General features: G+C 57.8%; 20 protein-coding genes and 1 pseudogene. 8 read left to right on the forward strand and 13 right to left on the reverse strand.

Features of this window, described 5'->3' with window-relative positions; genetic code table 11:
* Nucleotides 1–119 precede the first annotated feature (119 nt).
* Together meaB and HM1_RS12510 are read right to left on the reverse strand one after the other, a co-directional pair.
* The gene (gene meaB / locus HM1_RS12505; RefSeq protein WP_012283762.1) at nt 120–1,076 is read right to left on the reverse strand and encodes a methylmalonyl Co-A mutase-associated GTPase MeaB; all 957 of its coding nucleotides are present in this window, start codon (nt 1,074–1,076) and stop codon (nt 120–122) included.
* A 270-nt stretch (nt 1,077–1,346) separates the two neighbouring features.
* On the reverse strand, nt 1,347–2,327 hold the full coding sequence (locus tag HM1_RS12510; RefSeq protein WP_012283764.1) for an MPN domain-containing protein: 981 nt from the start codon (nt 2,325–2,327) through the stop codon (nt 1,347–1,349).
* 166 nt (nt 2,328–2,493) lie between these two features.
* Here HM1_RS12510 and HM1_RS12515 point away from each other — a divergent pair, with 166 nt between their 5' ends.
* The 4 genes from HM1_RS12515 (at nt 2,494) to HM1_RS12530 (ending at nt 5,720) form a co-directional block, all read left to right on the forward strand.
* Nucleotides 2,494–2,886, forward strand: a complete 393-nt coding sequence (locus tag HM1_RS12515) for a rhodanese-like domain-containing protein (protein WP_012283765.1) — start codon at nt 2,494–2,496, stop codon at nt 2,884–2,886.
* Nucleotides 2,887–3,002: 116 nt separating this feature from the next.
* Nucleotides 3,003–3,833, forward strand: a complete 831-nt coding sequence (gene panB, locus HM1_RS12520) for a 3-methyl-2-oxobutanoate hydroxymethyltransferase (protein WP_012283766.1) — start codon at nt 3,003–3,005, stop codon at nt 3,831–3,833.
* Nucleotides 3,833–4,771: a ketopantoate reductase family protein gene (locus tag HM1_RS12525; protein WP_012283767.1), complete on the forward strand. Its 939-nt coding sequence runs from the start codon at nt 3,833–3,835 to the stop codon at nt 4,769–4,771. The genes panB and HM1_RS12525 overlap by 1 nt, the downstream gene beginning before the upstream one ends.
* 19 nt (nt 4,772–4,790) lie before the next feature.
* Nucleotides 4,791–5,720, forward strand: coding sequence for an L-lactate dehydrogenase (locus HM1_RS12530; RefSeq protein ID WP_012283768.1), 930 nt, complete (start codon nt 4,791–4,793; stop codon nt 5,718–5,720).
* 141 nt (nt 5,721–5,861) lie between these two features.
* Here the strand turns inward: HM1_RS12530 and HM1_RS12535 are convergent, their stop codons facing one another.
* Together HM1_RS12535 and HM1_RS12540 are read right to left on the reverse strand one after the other, a co-directional pair.
* Entirely contained in the window at nt 5,862–6,533 is a 672-nt protein-coding gene (locus HM1_RS12535; RefSeq protein WP_041313924.1) for a TerC family protein, read from the reverse strand.
* A gap of 83 nt (nt 6,534–6,616) precedes the next feature.
* Nucleotides 6,617–7,012 (reverse strand): TIGR04086 family membrane protein, encoded by a 396-nt coding sequence (locus tag HM1_RS12540; protein ID WP_148207136.1) that lies wholly within the window; start codon nt 7,010–7,012, stop codon nt 6,617–6,619.
* A 231-nt stretch (nt 7,013–7,243) separates the two neighbouring features.
* On the opposite strand from HM1_RS12540, the gene HM1_RS12545 reads away from it, so the two are divergent.
* Together HM1_RS12545 and HM1_RS15840 are read left to right on the forward strand one after the other, a co-directional pair.
* Complete coding sequence (locus tag HM1_RS12545) at nt 7,244–8,644, forward strand: TolB family protein (RefSeq protein ID WP_012283772.1); 1,401 nt, start codon at nt 7,244–7,246, stop codon at nt 8,642–8,644.
* 50 nt (nt 8,645–8,694) lie between these two features.
* A complete protein-coding gene (locus HM1_RS15840) occupies nt 8,695–8,847 on the forward strand; it encodes a hypothetical protein (protein ID WP_012283773.1) in 153 nt (50 codons plus the stop codon).
* A 185-nt stretch (nt 8,848–9,032) separates the two neighbouring features.
* Here the strand turns inward: HM1_RS15840 and HM1_RS12550 are convergent, their stop codons facing one another.
* From HM1_RS12550 to HM1_RS12585, 8 genes are all read right to left on the reverse strand, one after another.
* The gene (locus tag HM1_RS12550; RefSeq protein WP_012283774.1) at nt 9,033–9,584 is read right to left on the reverse strand and encodes a 2-oxoacid:acceptor oxidoreductase family protein; all 552 of its coding nucleotides are present in this window, start codon (nt 9,582–9,584) and stop codon (nt 9,033–9,035) included.
* Nucleotides 9,577–10,404: a 2-oxoacid:ferredoxin oxidoreductase subunit beta gene (locus HM1_RS12555; RefSeq protein ID WP_012283775.1), complete on the reverse strand. Its 828-nt coding sequence runs from the start codon at nt 10,402–10,404 to the stop codon at nt 9,577–9,579. The genes HM1_RS12550 and HM1_RS12555 overlap by 8 nt, the downstream gene beginning before the upstream one ends.
* Nucleotides 10,405–10,674: 270 nt before the next feature.
* The gene (locus tag HM1_RS12560) at nt 10,675–12,126 is read right to left on the reverse strand and encodes an IS200/IS605 family accessory protein TnpB-related protein (protein ID WP_041313930.1); all 1,452 of its coding nucleotides are present in this window, start codon (nt 12,124–12,126) and stop codon (nt 10,675–10,677) included.
* Between the two features lie 276 nt (nt 12,127–12,402).
* Nucleotides 12,403–13,548 (reverse strand): 2-oxoacid:acceptor oxidoreductase subunit alpha, encoded by a 1,146-nt coding sequence (locus HM1_RS12565; protein ID WP_041315589.1) that lies wholly within the window; start codon nt 13,546–13,548, stop codon nt 12,403–12,405.
* Between the two features lie 5 nt (nt 13,549–13,553).
* Nucleotides 13,554–13,769, reverse strand: coding sequence for a 4Fe-4S binding protein (locus HM1_RS12570; protein WP_012283778.1), 216 nt, complete (start codon nt 13,767–13,769; stop codon nt 13,554–13,556).
* 277 nt (nt 13,770–14,046) lie between these two features.
* Complete coding sequence (locus HM1_RS14780) at nt 14,047–17,649, reverse strand: GAF domain-containing hybrid sensor histidine kinase/response regulator (protein WP_012283779.1); 3,603 nt, start codon at nt 17,647–17,649, stop codon at nt 14,047–14,049.
* A 150-nt stretch (nt 17,650–17,799) separates the two neighbouring features.
* Nucleotides 17,800–18,123 carry an Hpt domain-containing protein gene (locus HM1_RS12580; protein WP_012283780.1) on the reverse strand — a complete coding sequence of 108 codons (324 nt, stop codon included), beginning with the start codon at nt 18,121–18,123 and terminating at the stop codon, nt 17,800–17,802.
* A gap of 34 nt (nt 18,124–18,157) precedes the next feature.
* Complete coding sequence (locus tag HM1_RS12585) at nt 18,158–20,020, reverse strand: DUF2334 domain-containing protein (RefSeq protein WP_187147786.1); 1,863 nt, start codon at nt 20,018–20,020, stop codon at nt 18,158–18,160.
* 385 nt (nt 20,021–20,405) lie between these two features.
* Between HM1_RS12585 and HM1_RS16290 the strand changes: the two are divergent.
* Nucleotides 20,406–20,750 (forward strand): annotated as a pseudogene (locus HM1_RS16290) (cell wall hydrolase); the annotation flags it as partial.
* 99 nt (nt 20,751–20,849) lie between these two features.
* On the forward strand, nt 20,850–21,608 hold the full coding sequence (gene sigK / locus HM1_RS12600) for an RNA polymerase sporulation sigma factor SigK (RefSeq protein ID WP_012283783.1): 759 nt from the start codon (nt 20,850–20,852) through the stop codon (nt 21,606–21,608).
* A 90-nt stretch (nt 21,609–21,698) separates the two neighbouring features.
* Here sigK and HM1_RS12605 read toward each other — a convergent pair whose 3' ends face one another.
* On the reverse strand, nt 21,699–23,234 hold the full coding sequence (locus tag HM1_RS12605) for a phosphoenolpyruvate carboxykinase (ATP) (RefSeq protein WP_012283784.1): 1,536 nt from the start codon (nt 23,232–23,234) through the stop codon (nt 21,699–21,701).
* Nucleotides 23,235–23,511: the final 277 nt, after the last annotated feature.

Consider the following 23,511-nt stretch of genomic DNA (forward strand, 5'->3'; position numbering starts at 1 on the left):
GCGACCTTCCAGCCAGGGGATAACACCCGGGTCGCCTCTCTGCAGGGTTTATAACGGTGTACTCCTCCCCATCGACGTTTTCACCCGATGGATCTGCCCTTTATGTTAGGGATTTTGTGTTACTTTGTCAAGTTCGCCAGCACCTGTTCCGCCGCCGTGTGCGGGTCGAGGGTGCGCTGGATCACCTCGTCAAGGATGCGATCCCACTCGCCTGTTTTTTCCACCTTATTCCGGATCAGGTCCTTGATGTGATGCTCGATCACTTCCCGCAGTTCCAGCTTGATGCGCTGTTTGCGTTCGTCGGCGAGCTTGCCTGTCGTCTCCAGATGATCGCGGTGCTTCTGAATCGCCGCCAGCAGTTGATCAATGCCACTGTCGCGCATGGCCACCGTCCGGACAACGGGAGGACGCCACTGCTGAGCAGCGCCGGGGCGGGTGCGGGCGCCCAGATCGAGCATGACCTCGATCTCGGTGACGACGCGGTCTGCCCCTTCCAGGTCGGCCTTGTTGACGGCGAAGACATCGGCGATCTCCATGATGCCAGCCTTGATAGCCTGGATCGAGTCGCCGGCGCCGGGGGTGAGCACGACGACGGTCGTGTCGGCGGCCGTCATGATCTCCAATTCGGACTGACCGACGCCGACTGTTTCGACGAGGATGTAGTCGCAGCCGAAGACATCGAGTACCTTGAGCACCTCCTTCGTCGCCCGGGCCAAGCCGCCCAGGCTACCCCGGGTGCCCATGGAGCGGATAAAGACTTCCTTGTCCATATAATGCTCATTCATGCGGATGCGATCACCGAGGATCGCGCCGCCGGTAAAGGGACTTGTCGGGTCGACGGCGACAACACCGACCTTCTTGCCCTGCTTGCGCAGGCCGGAGATCAGGCGATCTGTCAGGCTCGACTTGCCGGCGCCGGGCGAGCCGGTGATGCCGACGATGTAGGCCTTGCCTGTATAGGGATGGAGGGCTTTCAGCAGTTCCTGTTTCTCAGGTCCGCCGTTCTCCACGAGGGTGATCATCTTGGCCGCCACCCGTCGCTCGCCGGCGAGCAGGGCAGGAATCTGGTCGATCATGGAATCATGCACCACCTGTACTCATTTTGTCAAAAGGGGATCAAATCTGGCCGGCCTTTCACCCGGTGGGGCGTCCGATCATACACCTTATGCGCTACCTGTGCGGTAATGGTTATGCTTTGTCCCGGCGGTTAGATCTGTTCTGCTGATCTTCCGCGTCCGTCAACAATCACGTTCGGTGGGTATTCGTTCGATCCTGACAGAATTCCTGCATAGGTTTTTTTGTTCGATAATTCACAAACGTCCGAACTTCATCGAGACGCTGACATGCTATTTCCACCACAGTGTGTATACGCCTACAGTCACCAAGGCGGCGGCCAGGAAGATCAGGAGGCCCATGCCAAAAGTCATCGCCGCCCCTTTCCAGGAAGGCTCCCTCCGGTACGAGCGAATTCGCGCCTCTGGCGGTGTATCTTTCAGCGGGTCCCGCGAACCGCGCAGCCGATCATTAGAGAAGGTGGGCATGGCCGATCCGGCGGCCGTATCATTGATGATAAAGACAGGTTTTCCTTTTTCGGCGGCGCTATCCTGCTCTACATCGGGATCGGCGATCACGAGGCGGGCTGTATTCTCAATCGGGTCGTATCTAGATTGTGTGTAACCGGTCTCCACAACGCCCGGTGCGGATGGCGCATTGCTCGATGAGGCAGCGCTGGTCGGCGTTGCCTTTGATGGCGCGGGATAATCGGCGTGAGCGGGGCTGGAAGGAGAAGGATTTTTGCCAGCCGGCGACGAACGAGAGTACAGCGGCACCGGTTGGGAGCGGGCGGAACGGGTGACCTGGATCGCTTGCCAGTCCTCTGTGGAAACCATGGCGCCTTTGCGCCACCGGTAAAAGCCATGGGTGCCGGAATGGGGATCGACGACCCAGCCGATGTGCCAAGGGCGGGAGAAATGCTCCTGTTGAATGGTCAGATCTTGCCCGGAGAAGAAAAGGCCGCAGCCGAGATGACTGTGGACCCAACCCAGCACCTGCAGTTTGGGCGCCAGCTTGCGCAAGCGCTCCCACTCCTCCCAGTCGGCCTGAGTCAATTTCAGGCTCGTATGCACCGGCTCGGCGTGCAGCGCCGGCAGGAAGGTTTCCACACGGACAAGCGCCCCCAGGATGCCTGAGCGCTCCTGGAAATAGACATTGCCCAGCAACAAGCCGCCTGCCTCATGGCTGCATTTGCCTACATACTCGCCCACATCGTTGAAAACTTTTTCCAAGATCTCAATTCGCAAATATTCGACACGAATTTCTTCATTCATCCCATTTCCAACCCCTTTCCCCGTAGCGTTACCATTATATCCCCGGTTTTTCGACGATTCAATCCACTCGAGGGAGAAAATGGAGGAGATTGGGGCGGGTCAATAAAAAATAAGAAATCAGCGGGAGCAAAAAAGGAAAAATACTAAACAGACAGGGGGAGCCCCGATGGATTTCATAGAGATGATTGCAACCGCCGCCATCGGCGCGATCATGATCCGGTTGGCAGCCCGCTACTTTTTCGGCAGCGACTCGGATATCGGCTATGAAGAGGCCCTGCGCATCCTGGCTGACCGGGAACAATCGCTCCTGCTCGACGTGCGGACCGCTCGGGAATATGAAAAGCGCCGGCCGGCTGGCGCTATCAACATCCCCTTGCAAGAACTGAAACAGCGCCTGGCCGAACTGGAGCCGCACCGAAATAAACAGATCGTCGTCATCTGCGCCAGCGGCATGCGCAGCCGAATGGCCGTCCAGACACTGCAAAAACAGGGCTTCGCGGGCGTGAAAAACTTCCGCGGCGGCATGGGCAGCTGGCGAGGAGAGGTAGAAAGCGGCTGACCACCCATCAGGGCGGCAGCGCATTTTGGCGCGCCAACGGCGCCCCTAGGGAAAACCCCGTTGTATCCACCCATCTTCCTACTCTCCCATATCAGTACCAAACAGGAGGAATTGTTTTGGCCAAGAAGATCACCCTGCCCCAGTGCAAAGAGATGAAAAAGCAAGGAAAACGCCTCCGCATGATCACCGCCTATGACTACCCCTTCGCCCGCCTCGTCGATGAGAGTGAAATTGAGATCATCTTGGTCGGCGATTCCCTGGGGATGGTTGTCCTGGGCTATGACAGCACCGTGCCGGTCACCCTCGATGAGATGATCCATCACTGCAAACCTGTCGTCCGCGGCGCCCCAAACACCCTGGTCGTGGCGGATATGCCTTTCGGCTCCTACAATGTCTCCAAAGAGGACGCCATACGCAACGCCAACCGCATGCTCAAAGAGAGCGGCATCGAAGCCGTCAAGGTAGAAGGGGGAACGCGAATGGCTCCGACGGTGCGCGCCCTCGTCGACGCCGGCATCCCCGTCATGGGCCACATCGGCTTGACACCGCAGACAGCGGCCCAACTGGGCGGCTTCAAGGTCCAAGGCAAGACGGAAGACGCGGCCCAGCAGCTGCTAGAAGACGCCCTCGCCTTAGAATCGGCCGGCGCTTTCAGCATTGTCATCGAATGCGTCCCTGCCGGCCTGGCCCGAACGATCACCGCCAGCCTCTCTATCCCAACGATCGGCATTGGCGCAGGCCCTTACTGTAACGGTCAGGTCCTCGTGATCCAGGATCTGCTTGGCATCTATGATCGTTTCGTCCCCAAGTTCGTCAAACAGTATGCCCAGACCGGCCCCGCCATCCGGGCGGCTCTCAACGATTACGCCCGAGAGGTGGCCGACGGCGTCTTTCCCGGTCCAGAACACAGCTTCGGCATGGACGATGAAATGAAAGGGCTCTATTGATGCGCATCGCCGTGCTGGGCGCCGGAGCCATGGGCTGCCTCTACGGTGGTCTGCTGGCCCGCTCCGGCGCTGATGTGACCCTTATCGACCGCAAGGCCGACCATGTGCAGCGCCTCAATAAAGCTGGCCTCCGCCTCGAGGATTTAGAAAAGTCAGAGGAGCCGTCGCTGATCCCCCTGCGCGCCACGACCTGCCTCGAAGAAGCCGGTCCGGCTGATCTGGTGATCGTTCTGGTCAAGGCGACCGACACGGCGGCAGCTGCAGAGGGGTTAGGGCCGCTTCTGGCCCCGCACACCTCCCTGCTCACCCTGCAAAACGGCTTGGGCAATGCCGAGATCCTGGCTGAACGCTGGGGCGCCGAACGGGTGCTGGTGGGAACCAGCTCCTTCGGCGCCCTCTTCGTCGAACCCGGTTATGTCCGTCTGACCGGTCGAGGGCAAACCCACTTGGGAGAACCGGAGGGCATTCGCTCGTCCCGTGTGGAAAAGATCGCAGCGTGCTTCAACCGGGCCGGGCTGAACGCGGCAGTCAGCGACAATGTGACCAGCCTGCTCTGGGAGAAACTGCTCGTCAACGTGGGCATCAACGCCCTGACAGCCATCGCCGGCATCCCTAATGGAAAGATCCTGGACGCACCAGCGCTGACAAGTGTCTTGGAGGCGGCTGTTGCCGAGGCGGCAGCGGTGGCGGCGGCGGCCGGCGTGACCGTCACCGCCGATCCGGTAGGTCGGGCGAAGGCTGTCGCCACCGCGACAGCGACCAACCGTTCCAGCATGCTCCGGGACATGGAGCGCGGGCGGGTCACTGAAATCGATGCCATCAACGGTGCAGTGGCGCGCTTGGGCCGCCAATGGGGTGTCGCCACCCCGGTCAACGAAACACTCACCCTGCTTGTCAAAGGACTTACAGAGTTGCGTATTTCCAACCGGGCATACTAGGCCCGAGGTGAGCTTTTCTATGGATGTTCGTGTCTCCATCATCGGAACAGGCAACGTGGGGGCAGCCACCGCCTTCGGGCTCCTCAGCGCCTCAACAGTCTCGGAACTGGTGCTTGTAGATATCAACAAAAAGAAGGCCGAAGGGGAAGCCATGGACTTAAACCACGGCGTCTCCTTTGTCAGCCCCGTCGAGGTGGTGTCCGGCGATTACAGCGACTGCAAGGGTTCGCGCATCGTCATCTTCACCGCCGGTGCCAACCAGAAACCAGGAGAAACGCGGCTGGACCTGGCCGAGAAAAATACGGCCATCCTCAAACAAGCCATCCCCGAACTGATGAAACACTGCCCTGACGCCATTTTGTTGATGGTGGCGAACCCCGTCGACATCCTGACCTATGGGGCCCTCAAAATCAGCGGCCTGCCCCCGCGGCAGGTGATCGGCTCCGGCACTGTACTCGACAGTTCCCGCCTCCGCTACACCCTGAGCCGTCATTTCGGCGTCGACGTGCGCAATGTCCATGCCTACATCGCCGGCGAACACGGCGATACGGAGGTGCCGCTCTGGAGCCTGGCGAATATTGCCGGCGCAGACCTGGAGCATATCGACTTCTTCGGCAAGGCCCCCCTCGACCGGCAAGCCCTCTTTGAAGAAACAAAAACGGCCGCCTACCACATCATTGAGCGCAAAGGCGCCACCTACTACGCCATCGCCCTCGCTGTCCGGCGCATCTGTGAGGCCATCTTGCGGGACGAACACTCGGTGCTGACCATCTCCAGCCTCATTGAAGGCGACTATGGGATTCGCGATGTTTGTCTCAGCCTGCCCAGCCTCGTCTGCGCCAGCGGCCGGGAAAGGATCCTCGACCTCCCTCTGAGCGAGCAGGAGGAGACATTGTTGCGCCACAGCGCCGGCGAACTGCGCAAGGTGCTGTCCGGACTCGGATTATAAGGCTTTAACGATGCCCGGCATTGCGCAAAATGGTCAAAACAGCAAGGCTGCTTCAAAATGAGAAGCAGCCTTCCCTTATTCCGCCTTATTCAAGATGAATCAGCATTTCGGAGAGCAATAGTCGACTGAGGCAGTGGACGATCATTTTCCCTCCGCAATCATCCTGTCCCTGATACGTTTGCCGAACAGGATGACGATCGCTGTGACTGCAAGTGGCACTAGAAAATCGGACAGGGGAATGCGTTCACGGATAGACTCGACACTCTTATCTCCAACGATCATCTTTCCTGCTGTCCATGCGAGGATTCCCGAACCGACATAAACCAGCCAGGTGTACCGAGAAAGGAGACTGGACAAAAAGGTGCTGCCTGCCAAGACAACGGGAATGCTCAGAACAAGACCGAAAATAAGCAGATAGATATTTCCTTGCGATGCCCCTGCGACGGCGAGGACGTTGTCGAGACTCATCAACAGGTCTGCGCCAAGGATCGTGATCAGTACTTTTTTGAAGTCATCACTAACATTTTTTACCTCATCAATCTCTTTCTCAGGGTAGAGCAGTTTGAGTGCGATCCAGGCAAGGAGCAGTCCGCCTGTCAACTGGATCAGGGGAATCCTCAACAACTGCGCCACGATAAAAGTAAGCACGACCCGGAGCACAACGGCCAGCCCGGCCCCCCAGAAGATCGCCTTTCTGCGATACTCCACCGGCAGACCTTTACTGGCCAGCGCAATCACGACTGCATTGTCGCCGCTCAACACGACGTTGATGACGATAATATTGAGAATACCTGCAATTATTGCCCAGTCCATGCGCGCCTCCATTTTACTCCATATTGCCAAAACTCTTTGGCGTCTATGCTCTAGATTGCGCGGACATGGGTGGGGTTATCCGATCACAGACCCGCCTGGCTCGGACGCCTCCTGTTCATCCGATAAGCGCCGATCGTGCCGCCGGTTGCGCCTAGGGTCGTCAAAATAAAGGCGTCGACGCCGGCTGTTGCCGCCGAGTAAGTCCCTGCCGAGGACCAAAAGCCCATGCAGAACAGCGCGAGCAGCGCCCCCACAATGAGGCCCTGCAACCAACCTCGACGGCCAGCTACACGGGCCGCGCGGTATCCGCCAGCCACCGCCGCCAACCCAAGTAGAAACAAGACCCAAGGACTCAAAAAGTAGACGGGCCCTGATAGCCGCCATACAAGGATGCTTGTGCTCACGATTCCCGTCGCGACAATTGCAGCTGCGCGCAGCAGGCCTAACCATACCGGCTTCCAGTGCCAAAGTGAGGCCATCTCGATTACCGCCCCTTTCTTTTCCAGGTTTCTCCGACGCAAAGGACATCATTTGTCCTTTCTGAATATCTGCCCTTGATTGTTCCCCTACACAATATGTGCCGGGGAAAGGAAAAAGGACAAGCGCCATAAGTTTCACTTTTTTCGGCAGGAATTCGGTAGCTTTTGTCTAATTCAAGTCTGGTCCAGACAGAATCTAAAATGTGGGCCATCACCACCAGGAGGTCATCCATGAAACGCCTTAAGCCGGGAATCCCCTTGATCGCCGCCCTGCTCGTCGTCACCCTCGCCGCCTACAACCTCGCCTCGAACAAGCGCTTTCCCCTTACGACTGCCGACAGCATTGTTCCGGGCCCGGACACCCAGTGGGTTGAAGCAAAAATCCTTCCTCCTCTGGACGGTCTGCCGGCCGGTTACCGTTTCGTTGACCTACGAGAAATATGCGAACAAGCCCTCGCCTCCTACACGGTGCGAACACCCGGTTTGGGTGACGTCAAACCCACCCCGGAGAAGAAGTCAAGCGAGTCCGCCGCCAAGGACGAAGTTCAGTGGTCCAGCATCACTTTCAGCAACAAAAAAGAGCGCATGGCCTTCACCACACGCAACGGCCTCTACGTGGTCAATATGAAATCCCGCCAGGCGATCCGCCTGCACCGGCTTTCTCCTGAGGACGGGACTGAATTCTTCCCGGCCATCGCCTGGAGCCCGGACGACAGCATGGTCACCTTCGGCACGGTCACTCGCCCGAAAGGGGACGGTTCAGCCACCTACACGATCAGCCTGGCGCGTGTCAATGACGGTGACGTGAAGAATATCCATCAGTCGGACAAGCGTCCCAATCTGCCCGTCTGGTCCCCTGATGACAAATACATCGCCCTGGATAATCCCCTCTTCATCTATGAAGTCAAAAGCCAGAACCGCACCCCCGTCGGCATGGGGGCAGACCTGCGCTCGCCGCGCTGGTCCCCTGACAGCAGTTACCTCATTTTTAGCCAATACACCTCGCCGGAACGCTGCGAAATTTACCGATACTCGCCGGAGACGCGGGAGATGCTGCAGATGACCGACCTCGGCAAAACGGTCGCCCCGGTCGCTTGGCTGAAGTACCCCTCCACGATCATCATGGAGACAGAGGTCACGGCGAACGGGAGCGACACAGGTCGTCACCACGTAGGGGAGGTGCGCCCCCACTCGGAAAGCAGCATCCGCTGGCTCACCAGCTTTGACAGCGCCGAATCCAACCGTTTTCTCTGCGCTTCCCCTAATGAACGGCTGATCATCATGCGTCAGTTCCAGCCGGCGGTGGGCGCGGCGACAGCGGAAAAAGGTCGGGACCGTTTCGATCTCATCGCCGCCAACCGGGAGATCTCATCCTTTTTCGGCTGGCGCCGAGTCAAGATCCACAGCCTCCCCGTCGACACCCGCCTGACCTACGCCTGGAACCGCGATGGCAAGCTCTTCTACATGATCGACAGCAGATCGGAAGGGGCTGCAGCCGGCGAATCGGCGAATTACGAGTTATACCTCTTCGACTTCGATCAGATGACCCGACAGAAGGTATGGGACGCTACGACCCCCATGCGTCTGGTCGCTGTCGACGGATACAATACGGTCTATTATTGTCCATACTAGGTCACGTAAAAAGCGCCTACCGGGGCATGCTAACCCTGGGAGGTGACCGCATGCACCACTGTTCAGGCTTCCGGAGGATGCACGCCAACGCAGCCCACTTTGCTGTCGTGGCCTATATCAGCCTGGTCGCTTGGTTCATTCGGGAACTGCGGACCATCACCGACGCCGTCGTCGACATCCGTGAGGCGCTCCGGCGCCGGTAGCCCTCCTGCCGTTTTGGCTGTATCCGGCTCGCCGGCAAGCCAAAGCGGCTTATGCGCAAAAAAGCCCTGTCACCACTTCCACTGCGGTCACAGGGCTTTTATTTTTGCTTGTTGCTTATCCGATGAACACGATGGCATGCATGAAGGTGTTATGGTACCATCCTCGGGATGCGCTTTCCATGACCTTAAGCGGCGTTCAAGGCTTCCTCGATCGCCTGAAAGCCGACGGCAATCGCCTTCTTGTTCATCTCCTCGGTCCCTTTCGGGATGCGGGAAAGGACAGCTTTTTCGAGGGCTTCCCGAGAGACGACGCCCGTCAGGCCGACGATAACCGCCAGGGCGACGATATTGGCCACCACTTCGCGACCCACGTCCTGGCGGGCCAGACGGCTGATATCGATCCGATAGACCTTTCCCTTCGCAGGCTCGCAGTTCTTGACATAAGTGCTGTCGAGGATGACGATGCCGTCTTCCTTGACCTCATCGATGTACTTCTTGGCCGCTTCCGGACTCATGGCCAGCAGCAGGTCAGCCTCCTTGACCTTCATGTAGTCAATCCGGTCACCGGAAATGATGACCTCGGCTTTGGAGGAACCTCCACGGGACTCAGGACCATAGCTCTGGGATTGAACAGCGTTCTTCCCATCTAAAATGGCCGCTTCGGCCAGAATGATCCCGCCGGTGATCAGACCTTGCCCGCCGGTGCCGCCCAGTCGGATTTCCCAACTATCACGCATTGCTGTTGGCCTCCTTAAATCTGTTGATGATTTTTTCGTACTGCTCCGTATACTCTGGAGCCGGTACGTGGTGGAGGATGCCCGTCAGGATCTTGCCTTCTCTTTTTTCCGGGGGCAGCCGGTCGGCCGCCTCCTTAGGCAGGCAATGGTCTTTCTGCCACTTGAGCATATCGGCAGCGCTGCCCTGCTTGTTCTTGCGGCCGTAGTAGATGGGGCAGGCGGCGAGCGCCTCCACGAAGGAGAAGCCTTTATTCGTGATGCCGGCGTAAATGATGTCGGTCAATTGGCGCGTGTGGAAGGAATTGCCGCGGGCCACATAGGTGGCGCCGGCGCCGATGGCCAGGTTGCAGATGTCGAAGGGGCGCTCGATATTCCCGTAAGGAGCGGTGGTCCCTTTTGCCCCGATGGGGCTCATCGGTGAATACTGCCCGCCGGTCATGCCGTAGATGCTGTTGTTAAAGAGGATCACGTTTAAGTTGATGTTGCGCCGGGCAGCGTGAATGAAGTGGTTGCCGCCGATAGAAGCGCAGTCGCCGTCACCGGTGATGACGAAAACGTGCAATTCCGGATTGGCCATTTTAACGCCGGTAGCGAAGGCGATGGCGCGGCCATGAGTGGTATGAAGGGTATCGAAGTTCAGGTATCCCGTTGCCCGGGAGGAGCAACCGATGCCGGAGACGATGACCGTTTTATCCTGATCGAGGCCGGCCTTCTGGATGGCTTCCACGATTGACTTGACGATGATGCCGTTGGAGCAACCGGGACACCAGATATGAGGGAGTCGGTTGGTGCGGAAATACTGTTCGATTTCGGCAAACACTTATAGTACCTGGTTTCCAAAACCGTAACAAACTGACTTTGCTTTGGTTTTGACACGCTGGCGACTACCCCAGCGCGGGAGATCTCACAGGATTCGATCCCCTCGGATACAAGCCATCACTTGTACATCACGGGATATTGCTATCGCCTCGAATGCCGTGGCATCCGAGGCCGCCGCAATGAGGGGTGTTACCCCATCCGTAAAGAAACACCTTCGTCTTCGCCTTTCACCGCGTGTACGAAGACGATTATGTACGTTACGCTACAAGTTCTAGGTTAGTCCGAGGATCTCTTTCCGGTGTGACCGCCAAAACTCAGGCGTTACACTTCCTTTCGTGATGATTTTCGCTTCTTTTTCGATCCGCTGATGGATCATGGCCCATCGTTTCCATTCGGTAGACGGACTTTTCGTCGGAAGGAGTTTTTCCCGCAAGAGCCTCGGGACTTTTTCTTTCATCCCATAGGCCCTTCGGGCAATGACCAAGGCCGCGCCGTGGTGAACGTCCAGACCATACTGGTGGGTATACTTGTACAAGCCGATCTTCGACGTAAAGGCGGGCTTCACTTTCGTATACTCGATCCCGTTTCGAATACAGGCCCTTTCCAGCATCGTGAGCATTTGGCGATAGATGAAGTTGTGCCGGATGCGCGAGAATTTACGCTGGCTATCTTGGTCGTGTTCGAACTTCAAGTCCTCAAAGGCCACGCCGCATTGGCGATCCTTCGCGTATTGAATGACCTCCTTGACCATCTCGCCAATCAGATTTTCTCGTCGATTGGATCGGGCATAGGTCAGTTCATGCCGGGCGATAGCGGTGTGATGGCGGTAGTTTCCGGTGCGGTCGATATGGGTGAGGGCAAAACCGTCCGGGTTCGTATCGATGCCGACGAGGCCCGCATGCCCTTTGTATTCGACCTTGTAGGCCCGAACCGCCGCTTCGTCAAAGGTCACATGCACATAGTAGCGGCCCTTTCGCCGAAGGATTTCAACCTGGTAGGCGTCGCCCGTGTGGAGGTAGTCGATCAGCATCTGGCGGTAGTTGCGCCCGTTGACCCTTCCGGTCTTCTTCGACTTCTTTTGGGCGATGTAAAGGGGAACGGTGACTTTCACCGAACGACCGGACGGGGTTTTGGCGAGGGTGCTGATCTCCAAGAAAAGTTTCTCGTCGTGATAGAGGATGCGAAGGTTCGGATTGCCCTTCTTGGTTTTATCGCCGCGAGCGTAGACGCGATTGGAGCGTTTGTCCCGCCACTTTTCGATGGAAATGGTTCCGGCACAACGCTGATGGAAGGTTTTCTTGCCGCCAAAGACGACTGGAGGAATCGTATTCGCGGTGATAAACTGTTGATAATAATCTCGTTTTCGCTGACGCTTGGCGAGCTTGGAAAGAAGGGCCTTGCGTTTTTTTTCGGACTTCACATGCTTGAGTTTTTTCTCGACGGCTTCGGCTTTTTTAGCATAATTCTTCACGTACTCGGGGAGAAGTTTTCGTTGGGAAATAAGTGTTTGGCGGGCGTCTTCCACGGCGTCCTTGGCTTGGCGGATGTTGAGGCCGTAGCGAGAAGCCACATCCTTTTCGATGTCGCCGACGCTCATCGAGCCTTCGATCAGCCGTTGAAAGCTGTAGCGAATGGCCGATGAAAAGATCCGCATCAAATCGTCTACGGCGGTTTTTGCTTCATCCGAGAGAGCCAGAATCTCGCCGCGAGCGGTGATTTTCATTCCCGCACACCCTCTTTTTGCAATTGATCAAGGGTTTGTTTGATCTTTCGCCCGCCTCGTGCGCCATAGATCCAGGCGCTAAAGCCCGTGATGATGGAGACCAAGTCTTCTACCATTTCTTCATTCAGTTCAGTGGGGGGTAACGCCGAGCATTAGACTGGCTTTGGAAATAGAAACCGATGGATTCATGGATAAAGACCTCCGTGCTATCCTCTTCACGAAGTTAGACGAATAGTCTGAACAAAAAGTTCCGATTTTATCCATTTTGTTACGATTTTAGAAGAGCTGTTTAACCTCCTCGACCTTCTCCCGGATGGTGTCGGGAGCGATCATTTCTCCATCAGCCCGGCAGACGCCATAGACGGGTACCTGCCCTTCCACAGCGCTCTTGACCACATCCAGCATCTGGCCAAGGTTCATCTCCGCCACGACGATGGCCCGGGCGCCTTCGGCGACACGCCGGACGGCGTCCACCGGGAAGGGCCAGAGGGTGATCAGGCGCAAAAGGCCAACCCGCAACCCTTGGGAGCGCGCTTCCCGCACAACATGGGCCGCTGAACGGGACACACAGCCGTACGCGATGATGACGACATCGGCGTCTTCTGTCTCGATCTCTTCCACCATGATGATCTCGTCGAGACCGCGCTCGACCTTGCGGTGCAAACGCTCCAAATGGGCGCCGACGACGGAGGAACTGTTGGAGGGGAACCCTGTCTCGTCATGGAGCAAGCCGGTCACGTGGAAGCGGTATCCTTCGCCGAAATTAGCCATAGGCGGAACGAGTGTATCATCAACAGGGGCATAGGCAACATACTGTCCGGGCGGAAGGTCGGTCTTTTTCCGTTCCAACACTTCTAATTCGCCGGGGGCTGGAATGACCATCCGTTCCCGCATGTGACCGATGACCTCATCAAGCATGAACAGGACAGGGATACGAAAGCGTTCGGACAGATTGAAGGCCTTTACCGTCAGGTTGAAGCATTCCTGCACCGAGTTGGGGCAGATGGCGATGACAGGATGGTCGCCGTGGGTCCCCCAGCGGGCTTGCATCACGTCACCCTGGGAGGGCGCCGTCGGTCCGCCCGTGGAAGGACCGAGCCGTTGAACGTCGACGACAACGCAAGGGACCTCTGCGAGGATGCCGTAGCCCAGGTTTTCCTGCTTGAGGGAGAAACCAGGACCGGAGGTGGCCGTCATGGACTTGACACCGGTCAGGGCGCCGCCGATGATGGCGGCCATGCTCGCGATCTCATCTTCCATCTGGATGAAACGCCCCCCTACCTGGGGCAGCCGTTCCGCCAGAATCTCCGCGATTTCTGTCGACGGGGTGATAGGATAACCGGCGTAAAATCGGAGGCCAGCATAAATGGCGCCTTCGGCGCAGGCCTGGTTGCCCTGCATCAAGCGGACCTTGTTGGACATGGCGGTCAAGCTTTCTTCCCCCCTGCGACGGAAATGGCGAAATCGGGACAATGATTTTCACAGATCTTGCACTTGGTACATTTTTTCGGTTGGACGAGGGTGGCTTTTCCCATTTCGTCAGCGCCCAACACTTTGGTAGGACAAAGGTTGTAACAAATCCCGCAGGCCTTGCACCAGGCAAGATTGATCTGAACGGGCGCCTGTTCGACGGCGGATGACATCGCATCACCTCATGCATTACTGCCAGAGCAAATTTCTTGCTTTGTAATCTTTTCCTGGAGAATTCAGAATTTTTCGTCGTGTTTCATATGCTCATTGTAGTCCATGGCAAGAACAACTGTCAATTTAAGTGAAACTATATATTTTCTCGTTTGCAGCAATGTTAGCTTAAAAGACCAAGGGTTCTGCCCGCGGCTGACGTTAAGGAATAGCATTTTGTCGTTCAAGAAAGAAAAGACCACCCCCGGCGGCGGGAAGCAGTCGCAGAAGACAGATTTGTCACTCGGCGTACCGAATTTCTCCTTCGTCGGGAGGTATCCATCGCTTCAGGATCTCTCGCAACGTTTCAGGACGGATCGGCTTGGCCGTATAGTCGTCCATGCCAGCGGCTAGACAACGTTCGCGGTTCCCTTGCATGGCGTTGGCCGTCATGGCGATGATGGGCAGATGGCGCCCGCCTTCGGCCTCGGCGCGCCGGATGGCCTGAGCCGCCTCATAGCCGTCCATGTCGGGCATCTGACAATCCATCAATACCAGGGAAAAGGGATGGCGCGCCACCGCTTCGACCGCCTCCCGGCCTGTAGACACGCAATACCCCTGATAGCCGAGCTGTTTCAACAGCAACAGGAGCAGTTTCTGATTGGAGCGGTTGTCCTCGACGACGAGGATTTCGCCTCCATCAAGTCGGGATAGGTCTGCTTGGGAATCGCCGGGCCTTGGCGGCATGGCCCTGTTCGCCGGTAGTGCGCCGGACTTCGCTGGCATGTCCTCAGTTGTCGGCAACGGGACCGCCTCTGTCGTCATCTGGGCGCCGCGCTTCACTGCAAGCGCCTCAGCTTTCCGATTCTCTACCGCTTCCTCGGTCGATAGGCGGGCCAGGCAGGCCGCCAATTGGGAGCTTTTTACCGGTTTGAAAAGATAAGCCGAGAATCCGGCACGCAGCGCCTCTTCTCCTCGCCCCCGACCGTCGATGGCGATCAGCAGGATCAATTTCGACGCCGGGATACCTTCCAACATCCAGCGGAGGTCACCCATTGAGCTGTCCAGCGGCAGCGCATCGTCGATGATGATGAAGTCAAAGGGCGCCTGCGCCGCCGCAGCAACAGCGCGCGCCGCCTCGTCTGCGCTGCCGACGCAGCGGCAATAGAGACCCCAGGCTTGGCCGTAGCGGGCTGTCGTAACGCCGGTTCCGCCGCCAGCGAGAACAAGCATTCTTTTTCCTTTGATCGCGTCAGGCGGCGGCGCCGGTTTCGCCACGGCAGTGAAAGGGACGGTAAACCAGAAGGTCGATCCACGCCCGAACTCGCTTTCCACGCCGATCTCGCCACCCATCAGCTCGATGATGCGGCGGGAAATGGACAGGCCCAGGCCAGTTCCGCCATACTTGCGCGTCGTCGAGCCGTCGGCCTGGGTGAAGGGCTGAAAAAGGCGCTGCCGAGCCACAGGCGATAAGCCGATACCTGTGTCGATGACTTCAAAACGCAGGCGGAGCAGACTGACACCTGGCGGATCGTCAGGGGTGATCAGGATTGTCACGCCGCCCTGTTCCGTAAACTTGACGGCATTGCCCCCCAGATTGAGGAGGACTTGGCGCAACCGCCCCTCGTCTCCCCGCAGGACAGCGGGGATGGCGGGATCGATGAAGGTGCTCAGGGCCAACCCCCTTTTTCTCGCCCCGACCGAAAGCATGTCGGCGATCGTTTCGACCGTATCGACCAGGCGAAACTCTGTCTCATCGATAGTCATCTTACCGGCTTCGAGCTTGGAAAAGTCGAGGATGTCGTTGATGATCCGGAGCAACCCCTCCGCCGATTCGCGAACGATGACGGCAAAATCGCGCTGCTGTGCATCGAGGTCCGTTTCCAGCAGGAGTTCGTTCATCCCCATGATGGCGTTCATGGGGGTGCGGATCTCATGGCTCATGTTGGCCACAAACTCCGATTTCAGCCGAGAAGCCTCTAATGCCTGATCGCGCGTTCGCGCCAGTTCATCTTGCACCCGCTTGCGCTCGATAAATTCGCCGATGCCGGCAGCCATGGCGGCCAGAATCGTCTTGTCGTAGTCGGTCCAGCGGCGCTCCCGGCTGCAGTCGTCAAAACCGATGAATCCCCAGCAGATCCCGCCAGCGAAGATGGGCACCGCCAAAAAGGACTGTATCCCCAGCGGAAGAAACAGCTGCCGCTCCGCTTCCGAATAGGTCCGGCAGGTTCCGCTGACCGGCTGCCCGGTGCAAAAGGCGGCATACCAGTCGTTGAGGCCGTGCTCGTCATAAGAGAAGTTCTGCAAATCCTGATTGTCGATCAGTGGTGGGATCGAGTCTCTCGTCCACTCGAAACGCTGGCTGATCGCCCAGCCCTCTGCGCAGGGATGGCGATGATGCTCAAAAATATAGATACGATCGGCCCCTGCCGCTTGACCCAGGCTGGCAAGGGCCGCCTGGATGGCTTCATTATAATCGCTGACGGTCAGCAGCCGCTGCAAACCATCAGCGACCCCTTGCACGAGCACCCCCTGCTCCCGCACTTTTTCCGCCGACCGGCGGGTCGACCACCAGGCTCTGAAAAAGATCTGGACGACCCAGAACAAGGCCAAGATGGTGATGATAGCCACCATGCGATAACTGGCGATGGCAAACCGCCAGAGGCGGTCGCTCACGTCCATCCCAAAAACAGCCACGATCCGATCGGATTCGGGATCGCGGATGACGGCATGACCGGATACCCAGGTGCCCCAGTCGTCTTCAAGGGGCCCTTCGACAAAAGCCTCACCGGTTGAGAAGATCCCCTGCAACTCGGCCGAGGCGTCGTCATAGCTTTCGCCGGGAGGAGAGTAGTCATCAGAGCTTTCCGGTTCTGAATCGAGATAAAAAAAGACACCTTTTTCGTTTTGTCCCAAAAGATAGACAAAACGAGCGTCCTCGTTCGCCGCCCGCATGGCCACAAGCCGCTCCCGCAGGCGCAGGTAATCGGGGTTGACCAGATCGGCCGCTGTCCCGGAGAGACGGGTGATCATATTCCCGTCGATGGCGGCTGCCGCCGTTTTCGCCCGCGTCAAAAGACTCCAGCGGGCATGGTTTTCACCGGCCTGACCGGCCAGTTCCGTCGCCGTCCACCCGATCAGGAGCAGCAGGAAGAAGGCTCCGATAGGACGCCACCAGGCCATTTTTTCAGATGGAGGAAGGTAGCGGCGCTCCCGCTCATCAACCAAACGGGCATAACGCCAGAGAAAAAAGACAGTTCCTATGGCCGGCATCAACTGCAGCGCCGCTACCGGCACGCCGGCCACATGGACCAGGGCAGGAGCGACCGTTGCCGGCGCTTCCGGCTGATCGGCGGCAAAAAAAGCCGCCATCGCTAATGCAGCCGCAAGGGCCTGTAAAACCAGGCAGGCCGAGGCGCCGATAAGGGCATTGCCCGATCGCCGGTCCTCAAGCCGGGCGTAGCGTCCTATCGACCAGGCAACTCCCGCCCAAGATAGGAAGCCTAAACCGTATCGGACCGCCACGTTCAGGCCGGATAAGCCGGCGGCCATAGCGGCCCCACCGGCTCCCGCGAACAAGGCGAAGGCCAAAAAACCGACAGCACCGCCGGCGTCCTTTTCTTCTGCCAATCCGCTCTTCGCTAACAGGGCAAGCGATACGAAGGCGACTGCGATCAACAGCAACCGCAAAATAGCAAAAAAAGTGCCATCGCCGAAACTCCAGGCGATCAGATCGAGCCAGGCGGAAAGTCCAAGGAATAATCCGTACAGTCTCAAATAGCTCCATGAAAAAAGCCGGTTTTCACTTTGGCGAAGGATTCCCGCAACAGATACCAGCACGATCAGGCTAAGACCATAGACAAAAAGGATGTAATCCAGTTCACGCGCAAAAAATGGCGTCATGCTGGAACCCGCCTTTCGGGAACACAGATAGAGGGATCAAATCTTACTTCTATGGTAACACATTGCCGCGTCTTTTTCATTGTATCTGACGCCTGCGCTTCGATAATTCCCTCCGATAATTCCTATTGAGGCGAAGGGCAGCGGTACTTCTTACAGGTCAACAAGGGCTTTGATCCGGGCCAGTTCACCCCGAAGATTGGGGAGTTCCCGGCAGATTTGCTCGAGATCACCTGAAAGGGCGCAGGCCTCCAAAGACCTTGCCATCTCGCCCACATCGTCTACACGAAAATTGAAAGCCGAACCTTTCAGGTCATGCAAAAGGGCTTTCAGTGCCTTCCCATCCCCGTTAGGCAACGCCTCATCGATGCCGGCCAGTGTGTTCTCTGCCTCTTCAAAAAAAATCGCCAGCGCCTCCCGGAACTCTTCCGGTGTCAGCATCAGAGAGGCAGCTGCTTCTGATAGCACAAAACTCATCTTCCCTATCTCCTTTTACTTCTATCTCCTTTTGCTATCTTCTTTTATTTCCAGCGCCATCCTCCATCGCCAATGCCCTGACGATCAGGATAAAGGCTGCCGCAGTCACCCCGGCCAGCGCAATTGCGACCGCAAAGAGCAAAGGGGTCTCCTCCTGCGCCAAACGCCATAGGAAAAAGGCACCCTTCGGCGTGTCACCATTTACAATGGGATCCCAGAAAACGTCGGCCTCCGAGATGGCGCCAACCTCATGTTCCGGTGAAGCGGAGGGGAGCACCTCCCTGACGGGCAAATCGCGCGGATCTAGGAAAGCAAACCCTCCTTCGCGGAGCCCGTCGACCAGCTGCACCAGCCGCCCGCTGTCGAGAAAGGAGTGAAAGAAAGCGCCCGCCGCACAGTCGCGCACCAAGGCCACTTCCTCAGCCGCCTTTAGCATCGGCGCCACCGGGTCGTCTATGCGAAAATCGAGAAAACCGATATTCTCCGGAATCACCCAGTAGCCGTACTGGTCTTTTTTCAGCAGGTACGGGACCTTCTGGGTCAGCCGCGAATGGCCGGAGATCTGCGGGCTGCCGACGAGCAGGTCGACACGATCGCGCAGATGAACATAGCTGTCGCGACTCATGGCGTAGTGGGGCACCGTGATGCCCAGCGGGCGCAACCCGAGGGCGCGGAGATCGTTGATCGCACGGCTCCAACGTTTTTCCGCCCAATCGGGAGCGATCTTTGAAAGCACCGGTCTTTCTCGGTCTGCATCCCAGAACTCAAAGCCCCAGCCGGTTTCCCCATCTCCGACCTGATGGGTCAATCCGTGAACCAGGATCGTGCCGCCGGAGGCCTCCATATAGCGGAGCGCCTCTACAAGCTCAGGGCGTTCCGCCAAAGTGACCCGCTCCCCCGTCTTCGGATTGACGTAGACGGGAACGACGGTGACCATAAAGGGGATGTTCCGGCTTTTCAGCACGTCAGCAAACTGACGCAACGCCTCCGGTGAACGGAGCGGATGCACGTCTTCGATGCGCAAGGTGGCCCAGCGCTTCCCTTCCGAGGGCTGTCCCAGAAAGTCATACAGCTGATCGGCCACCAACAAGTAAGCCCGGCTGTGCAGATCCGTGTCGGCAACATACCAGAATCGTTGGTTGCGCAAGCCGAAGGGAAAGCGCCCCTCAGCGGTGTCCGCCCAGGCCCATACGACGCTATTAACGGGAAATTCCTTCACCATGTTCATTTGCTGCAGGCGACTGGCATCGATCGTCCGATCCTTGTAGATGTAGGCGACCGACTGGCCTTCGGAAAGACGCGTCTGCCATCGGGGACCACCGACCACATCCAACTGCTCAATGTTGCGCCCCAGCCACAGGACCGGCTTTGGAGAACGAGCCACCTCCCGCAACAGGGTGCGCGGAACCTTCTCGGGATACGTTCCCATGTAGATGAAGGCGTCGTAACGGGCCAAATCGCCTCCCTGATATTCACCGCTTGTGCGGAGCGTCACCTCCACGTCAAAGTGACCCAAGAGATTTTGCATCATCTTGGGCCAATCCCGCTCCTGCCAGGGCAAAATGCCGCGCAAGAGCCGCGGCGTCGGGTAGACAACAAGGACCGTCTTCGCTGCCGTGACGGATTCGCCTGCGGTGATATCCTCGGGGATAGTCCCGACTGAACCGGGCCCGTCCTCCGCTGCGGCCCATATGTCGGAGGCTGACGAGAGGGCGGGCGCTGACGAGATCGGGGGCGCTGACGCTGCGGCGATGTTTGCCGCTACAGCGGAATCTGCCGAGATAGCGAAAGCTGTCAAGAGCAAAAGGAGTCCGGCAATGGTTATGGCGGAGATGAGGCGGTGTGGTCTTAAAGAGGCGTTCAAGCTATCACCTGACTGCTGTATCGTTTCGTTCAAGATCGAAGGGTGCATCGTGCAGCTTCAAGGCGTTCCTCCCCTTGCTATTCCATGCGACGAGAGAAAAACCTTCCGAATGCTCAGCCTCGGCAAAAAATCAAGTCGCCAAGAAGCGGTTTGCATGGACTCCGATCCTTCCGCCCATACTATTTCCGAAAATGGATTGACGAATCGATGTGAAGGAAAAAGGGGGTCTTGAATGCAGACGCTTCGAATCGGCGGAAAAGCAGGATTCTTCTTGCTGATCCTGGCGATGTTCCTTTTCCCCTGGCCCGACAGCGAACCATCCCTGCCCATGACCTATGGGCAGTTTCTGGAAAAATTCGGGCCGGAGATCGAGATGGCCGAAGCGCAGGCGATCGGACAAGGCTGGCCGAAGTCCTACGACGTGTGGATGATGGCGCGGTGCATCACCGGCGAGGCCCGAGGTGAGCCTTATGTAGGACAGGTGGCCGTCGGTGGCGTCATCCTCAACCGGGTGCGCAGCCCTGTTTTCCCCAAAACTGTATCGGGCGTTATCTTCCAACCGGGCGCCTTCACGGCTGTCGATGACGGGCAGATCTGGATGAACATCAACCCGACCAGCCTCAAAGCCGCCCGTGACGCACTCGCCGGTTGGGACCCCAGCGCCGGCGCTCTCTATTATTTTAACCCGGCCACGGCGACAAGCAAATGGATCTGGGGACGGCCCCAGATCAAGCGCATCGGCAAACACATCTTTACCAAGTAACAGGCGCGCCCTCCCGAGCGGGAGGGCGCTTTATTGTGGACGCGCACAGCCCCTCGTCTATTTCCATAAAGTGGGAATAGGTGAACGGGGGGTGATCGATTGGTAACGGCATGGGTTGCCACCTTTCTGGCTTTCCTGCTCAAAGGGTTTGCTGCCCTTTTCGGCGGCCTCAACAGCAACTCCTTTCCGAAACCACTCTCAGCGGAAGAAGAAGCCGAATACATCGCCCGCACGACCGGCGGCGACGCAGAAGCGCGGGAAAAGCTGATAACCCATAACCTGCGCCTGGTGGCGCACATCTGTAAAAAATACTATTCCAACGATGAAGAGATAGAAGATCTGATCAGCATCGGAACGATCGGGCTGATCAAAGCGATCAACACCTTCAAGGCCGAGAAGCAGGTGCGGCTCAGCACCTATGCCTCCCGGTGCATCGAGAACGAGATCCTCATGCACTTACGGAATAAGAAGCGCGATTCCCGGGTTGTCTCCTTCGAGGAATCTGTCGGCATAGACAAGGACGGAAACAGGATGACCTACAGCGACATCCTCGGCACGGACGGAGATACGGTAGCGGAGTTGGTCGAGCGGTCTTCTGAGATCGAAGACCTTCAGAATAAGGTCCGGCGGCGCCTGAATAAGAAAGAGCGCGAGATCCTGACGCTGCGCTACGGGCTGTCCGATGGCACACCGAAGACGCAACAAACCGTAGCCGACCTGTTGAACATCTCCCGCAGCTATGTGAGCCGGATCGAGGGCCGAGGGATCCGCAAGTTGATGAAGGAGTATCTGCGGGAGATCACAGGGAGTGGCGAGGAGCAAGCGTCAGGGGAAAAAGAGGAGTCAAACAAGGCATAGCGGACGGGGAAACAAAGCCCTTCACCTGTCTAAACGGTGAAGGGCTTTAAGTATCATCTTGGCGATACACCGTGCAGTGGCGATCCCAGATTAGGCCTTCTCCACAGCCGCCCGGATCTCCTCTGCCAACCCTGGGAAGTGAGCCAGCCACTCGCGCCGTTCGACGCGGAGTTTTTCCACGCGGGCTTGGTACTCCTCTTCACTGTAGAAGCGGCGGGGCATGATTGCCTCGATGTCGAGGCCGGAGACGGAGACGGGAACTTCGTAGCCCCAGTCAGGGTCGACGGTCCACTCGATGCCGCCCTTGGCGATCTCCTTCATCAGCGTGGTGGAGACCTCGATGGAGAGCTTGATCCCGGCGTCGCCCTCACGGGCGCCGACGGATCCTGTATTTAACAGATAGCACTCCATATCGGGGTTGTTGCGGAGGATCTCCAGAAGGCGGTGTCCCTCTTCCGCTTCGGGACCGACGATGAAGGGGTTGGTGCCCACCTCCCGCTTGGACTGGCCAGCCTTGGTCGGGTCGCCGGCAGAGGTTTCGATAGATTCACCGAGCATGAAGTAGGCGGCGCCCTGGACGGAGTTCAAGCGGGCCAGCGGCGGTACGATGTCGTTGCGGCGGGTGATGAAGATGAGCTTGTGGGCCTTTTGCAAATCGATGGAGTCGTCGGATCCGGCCACTTCCCTGCGCAGGACGATGCCGCGGCCATTGGAGGTCAGTTCCTGGTTGAAGAAGTCGATGACGCCGCCCTCGAAAACTTTGATGTTCTCGAAGAGGGCGTTAGGGGACAGGGCGGCTGCATAGAGCACCTTTTGGAGCTTATCGAGGCCGTCGGTCTTGATGTAGAAGCCATCCTCTGTGCCGGCACAGAAGCCGTCGGGATCCATGAGCACGATATCATCCTGGCGGATGATTACGCGCTCGTCGCCGGTGAGGCCATGGTCATGGATGGTCAGGGTCGTCTTGCCGGTGCCGCTGAGACCGAAAAGGATGAAGCCTACATCCTTCAATTCGCCGGCGGCGTCGCGGATGCGGAGTACCTTGGAACCAGCGTGGAGGCCCAAGCCGCCCTTCTGCTTCGTCCGGAACATGGCCATGCGTAGGAAAGATTTCTTGCACTCGCCAAAGTAATCGGTGCCCAGGATATATGTAACGCCGGCCAGCGGGTGGCAGAAGATGATTCGCTCCGGCCACTCGGGGACGTAGATGCTGATCAGATCGGGCTCCTTGTCCTTGTCCACAGGCGCAAACAGGGAGTGGATCCACATGGCGGGGATGCGCGCATAGGGTTCGGTGATGTAGAGTCGGCAGTGGTAGGTGTGGTTGGCGTCGAGCCCCATCTGTCGGTCGAGGCGGATGACACCCCGATCGGCCAGGTAGCGGTGCACTTCCGCAGCCAGGGCGGTCGCCTTCTCCAGGGAGATCCCCTGCTGGTCGACGCCCAGGGTGATGCCATCTTCCACGAGGTAGGTTTGCTTAGCGCTGCGGTTGCGCACTTTCGACACGTAACAGGGACTGCCGAATTCAGTCGTCTGTTCCTCGCCCCGAGCCATTTCCCGCAGTTGCGCCGCCGTCGGGTTATCGATCAGGCGGGCAAGCTTGAGGGGTTGGCGGAAAGGATGCATGTGATAGACACCTCCATTAGTGTGGCAAACCCCCGGTCTGCGGAGCGGCTTTCCCTCCCTTTCGATAGTCAGGGAAAAAGGGGGTACTGTTAGTAAAACCGGGAAAACGTCCTTGCAATGGTGTCAGACCTTCGCTGATAAAAAACGCTTCCTGTCGCTGCGCTTGGAAGGTTATGCCCAGAACAGCTAATTCGACACAACAATGGGGAGCCCTTCTTTTTGCGAATCTTTTATGAATACAAATAAAATGGCCCCATGGGACCAAAAGGTTAAGGGT

Source organism: Heliomicrobium modesticaldum Ice1, from assembly GCF_000019165.1.
In the GTDB taxonomy this organism is placed as follows: Bacteria; Bacillota; Desulfitobacteriia; order Heliobacteriales; family Heliobacteriaceae; genus Heliomicrobium; species Heliomicrobium modesticaldum.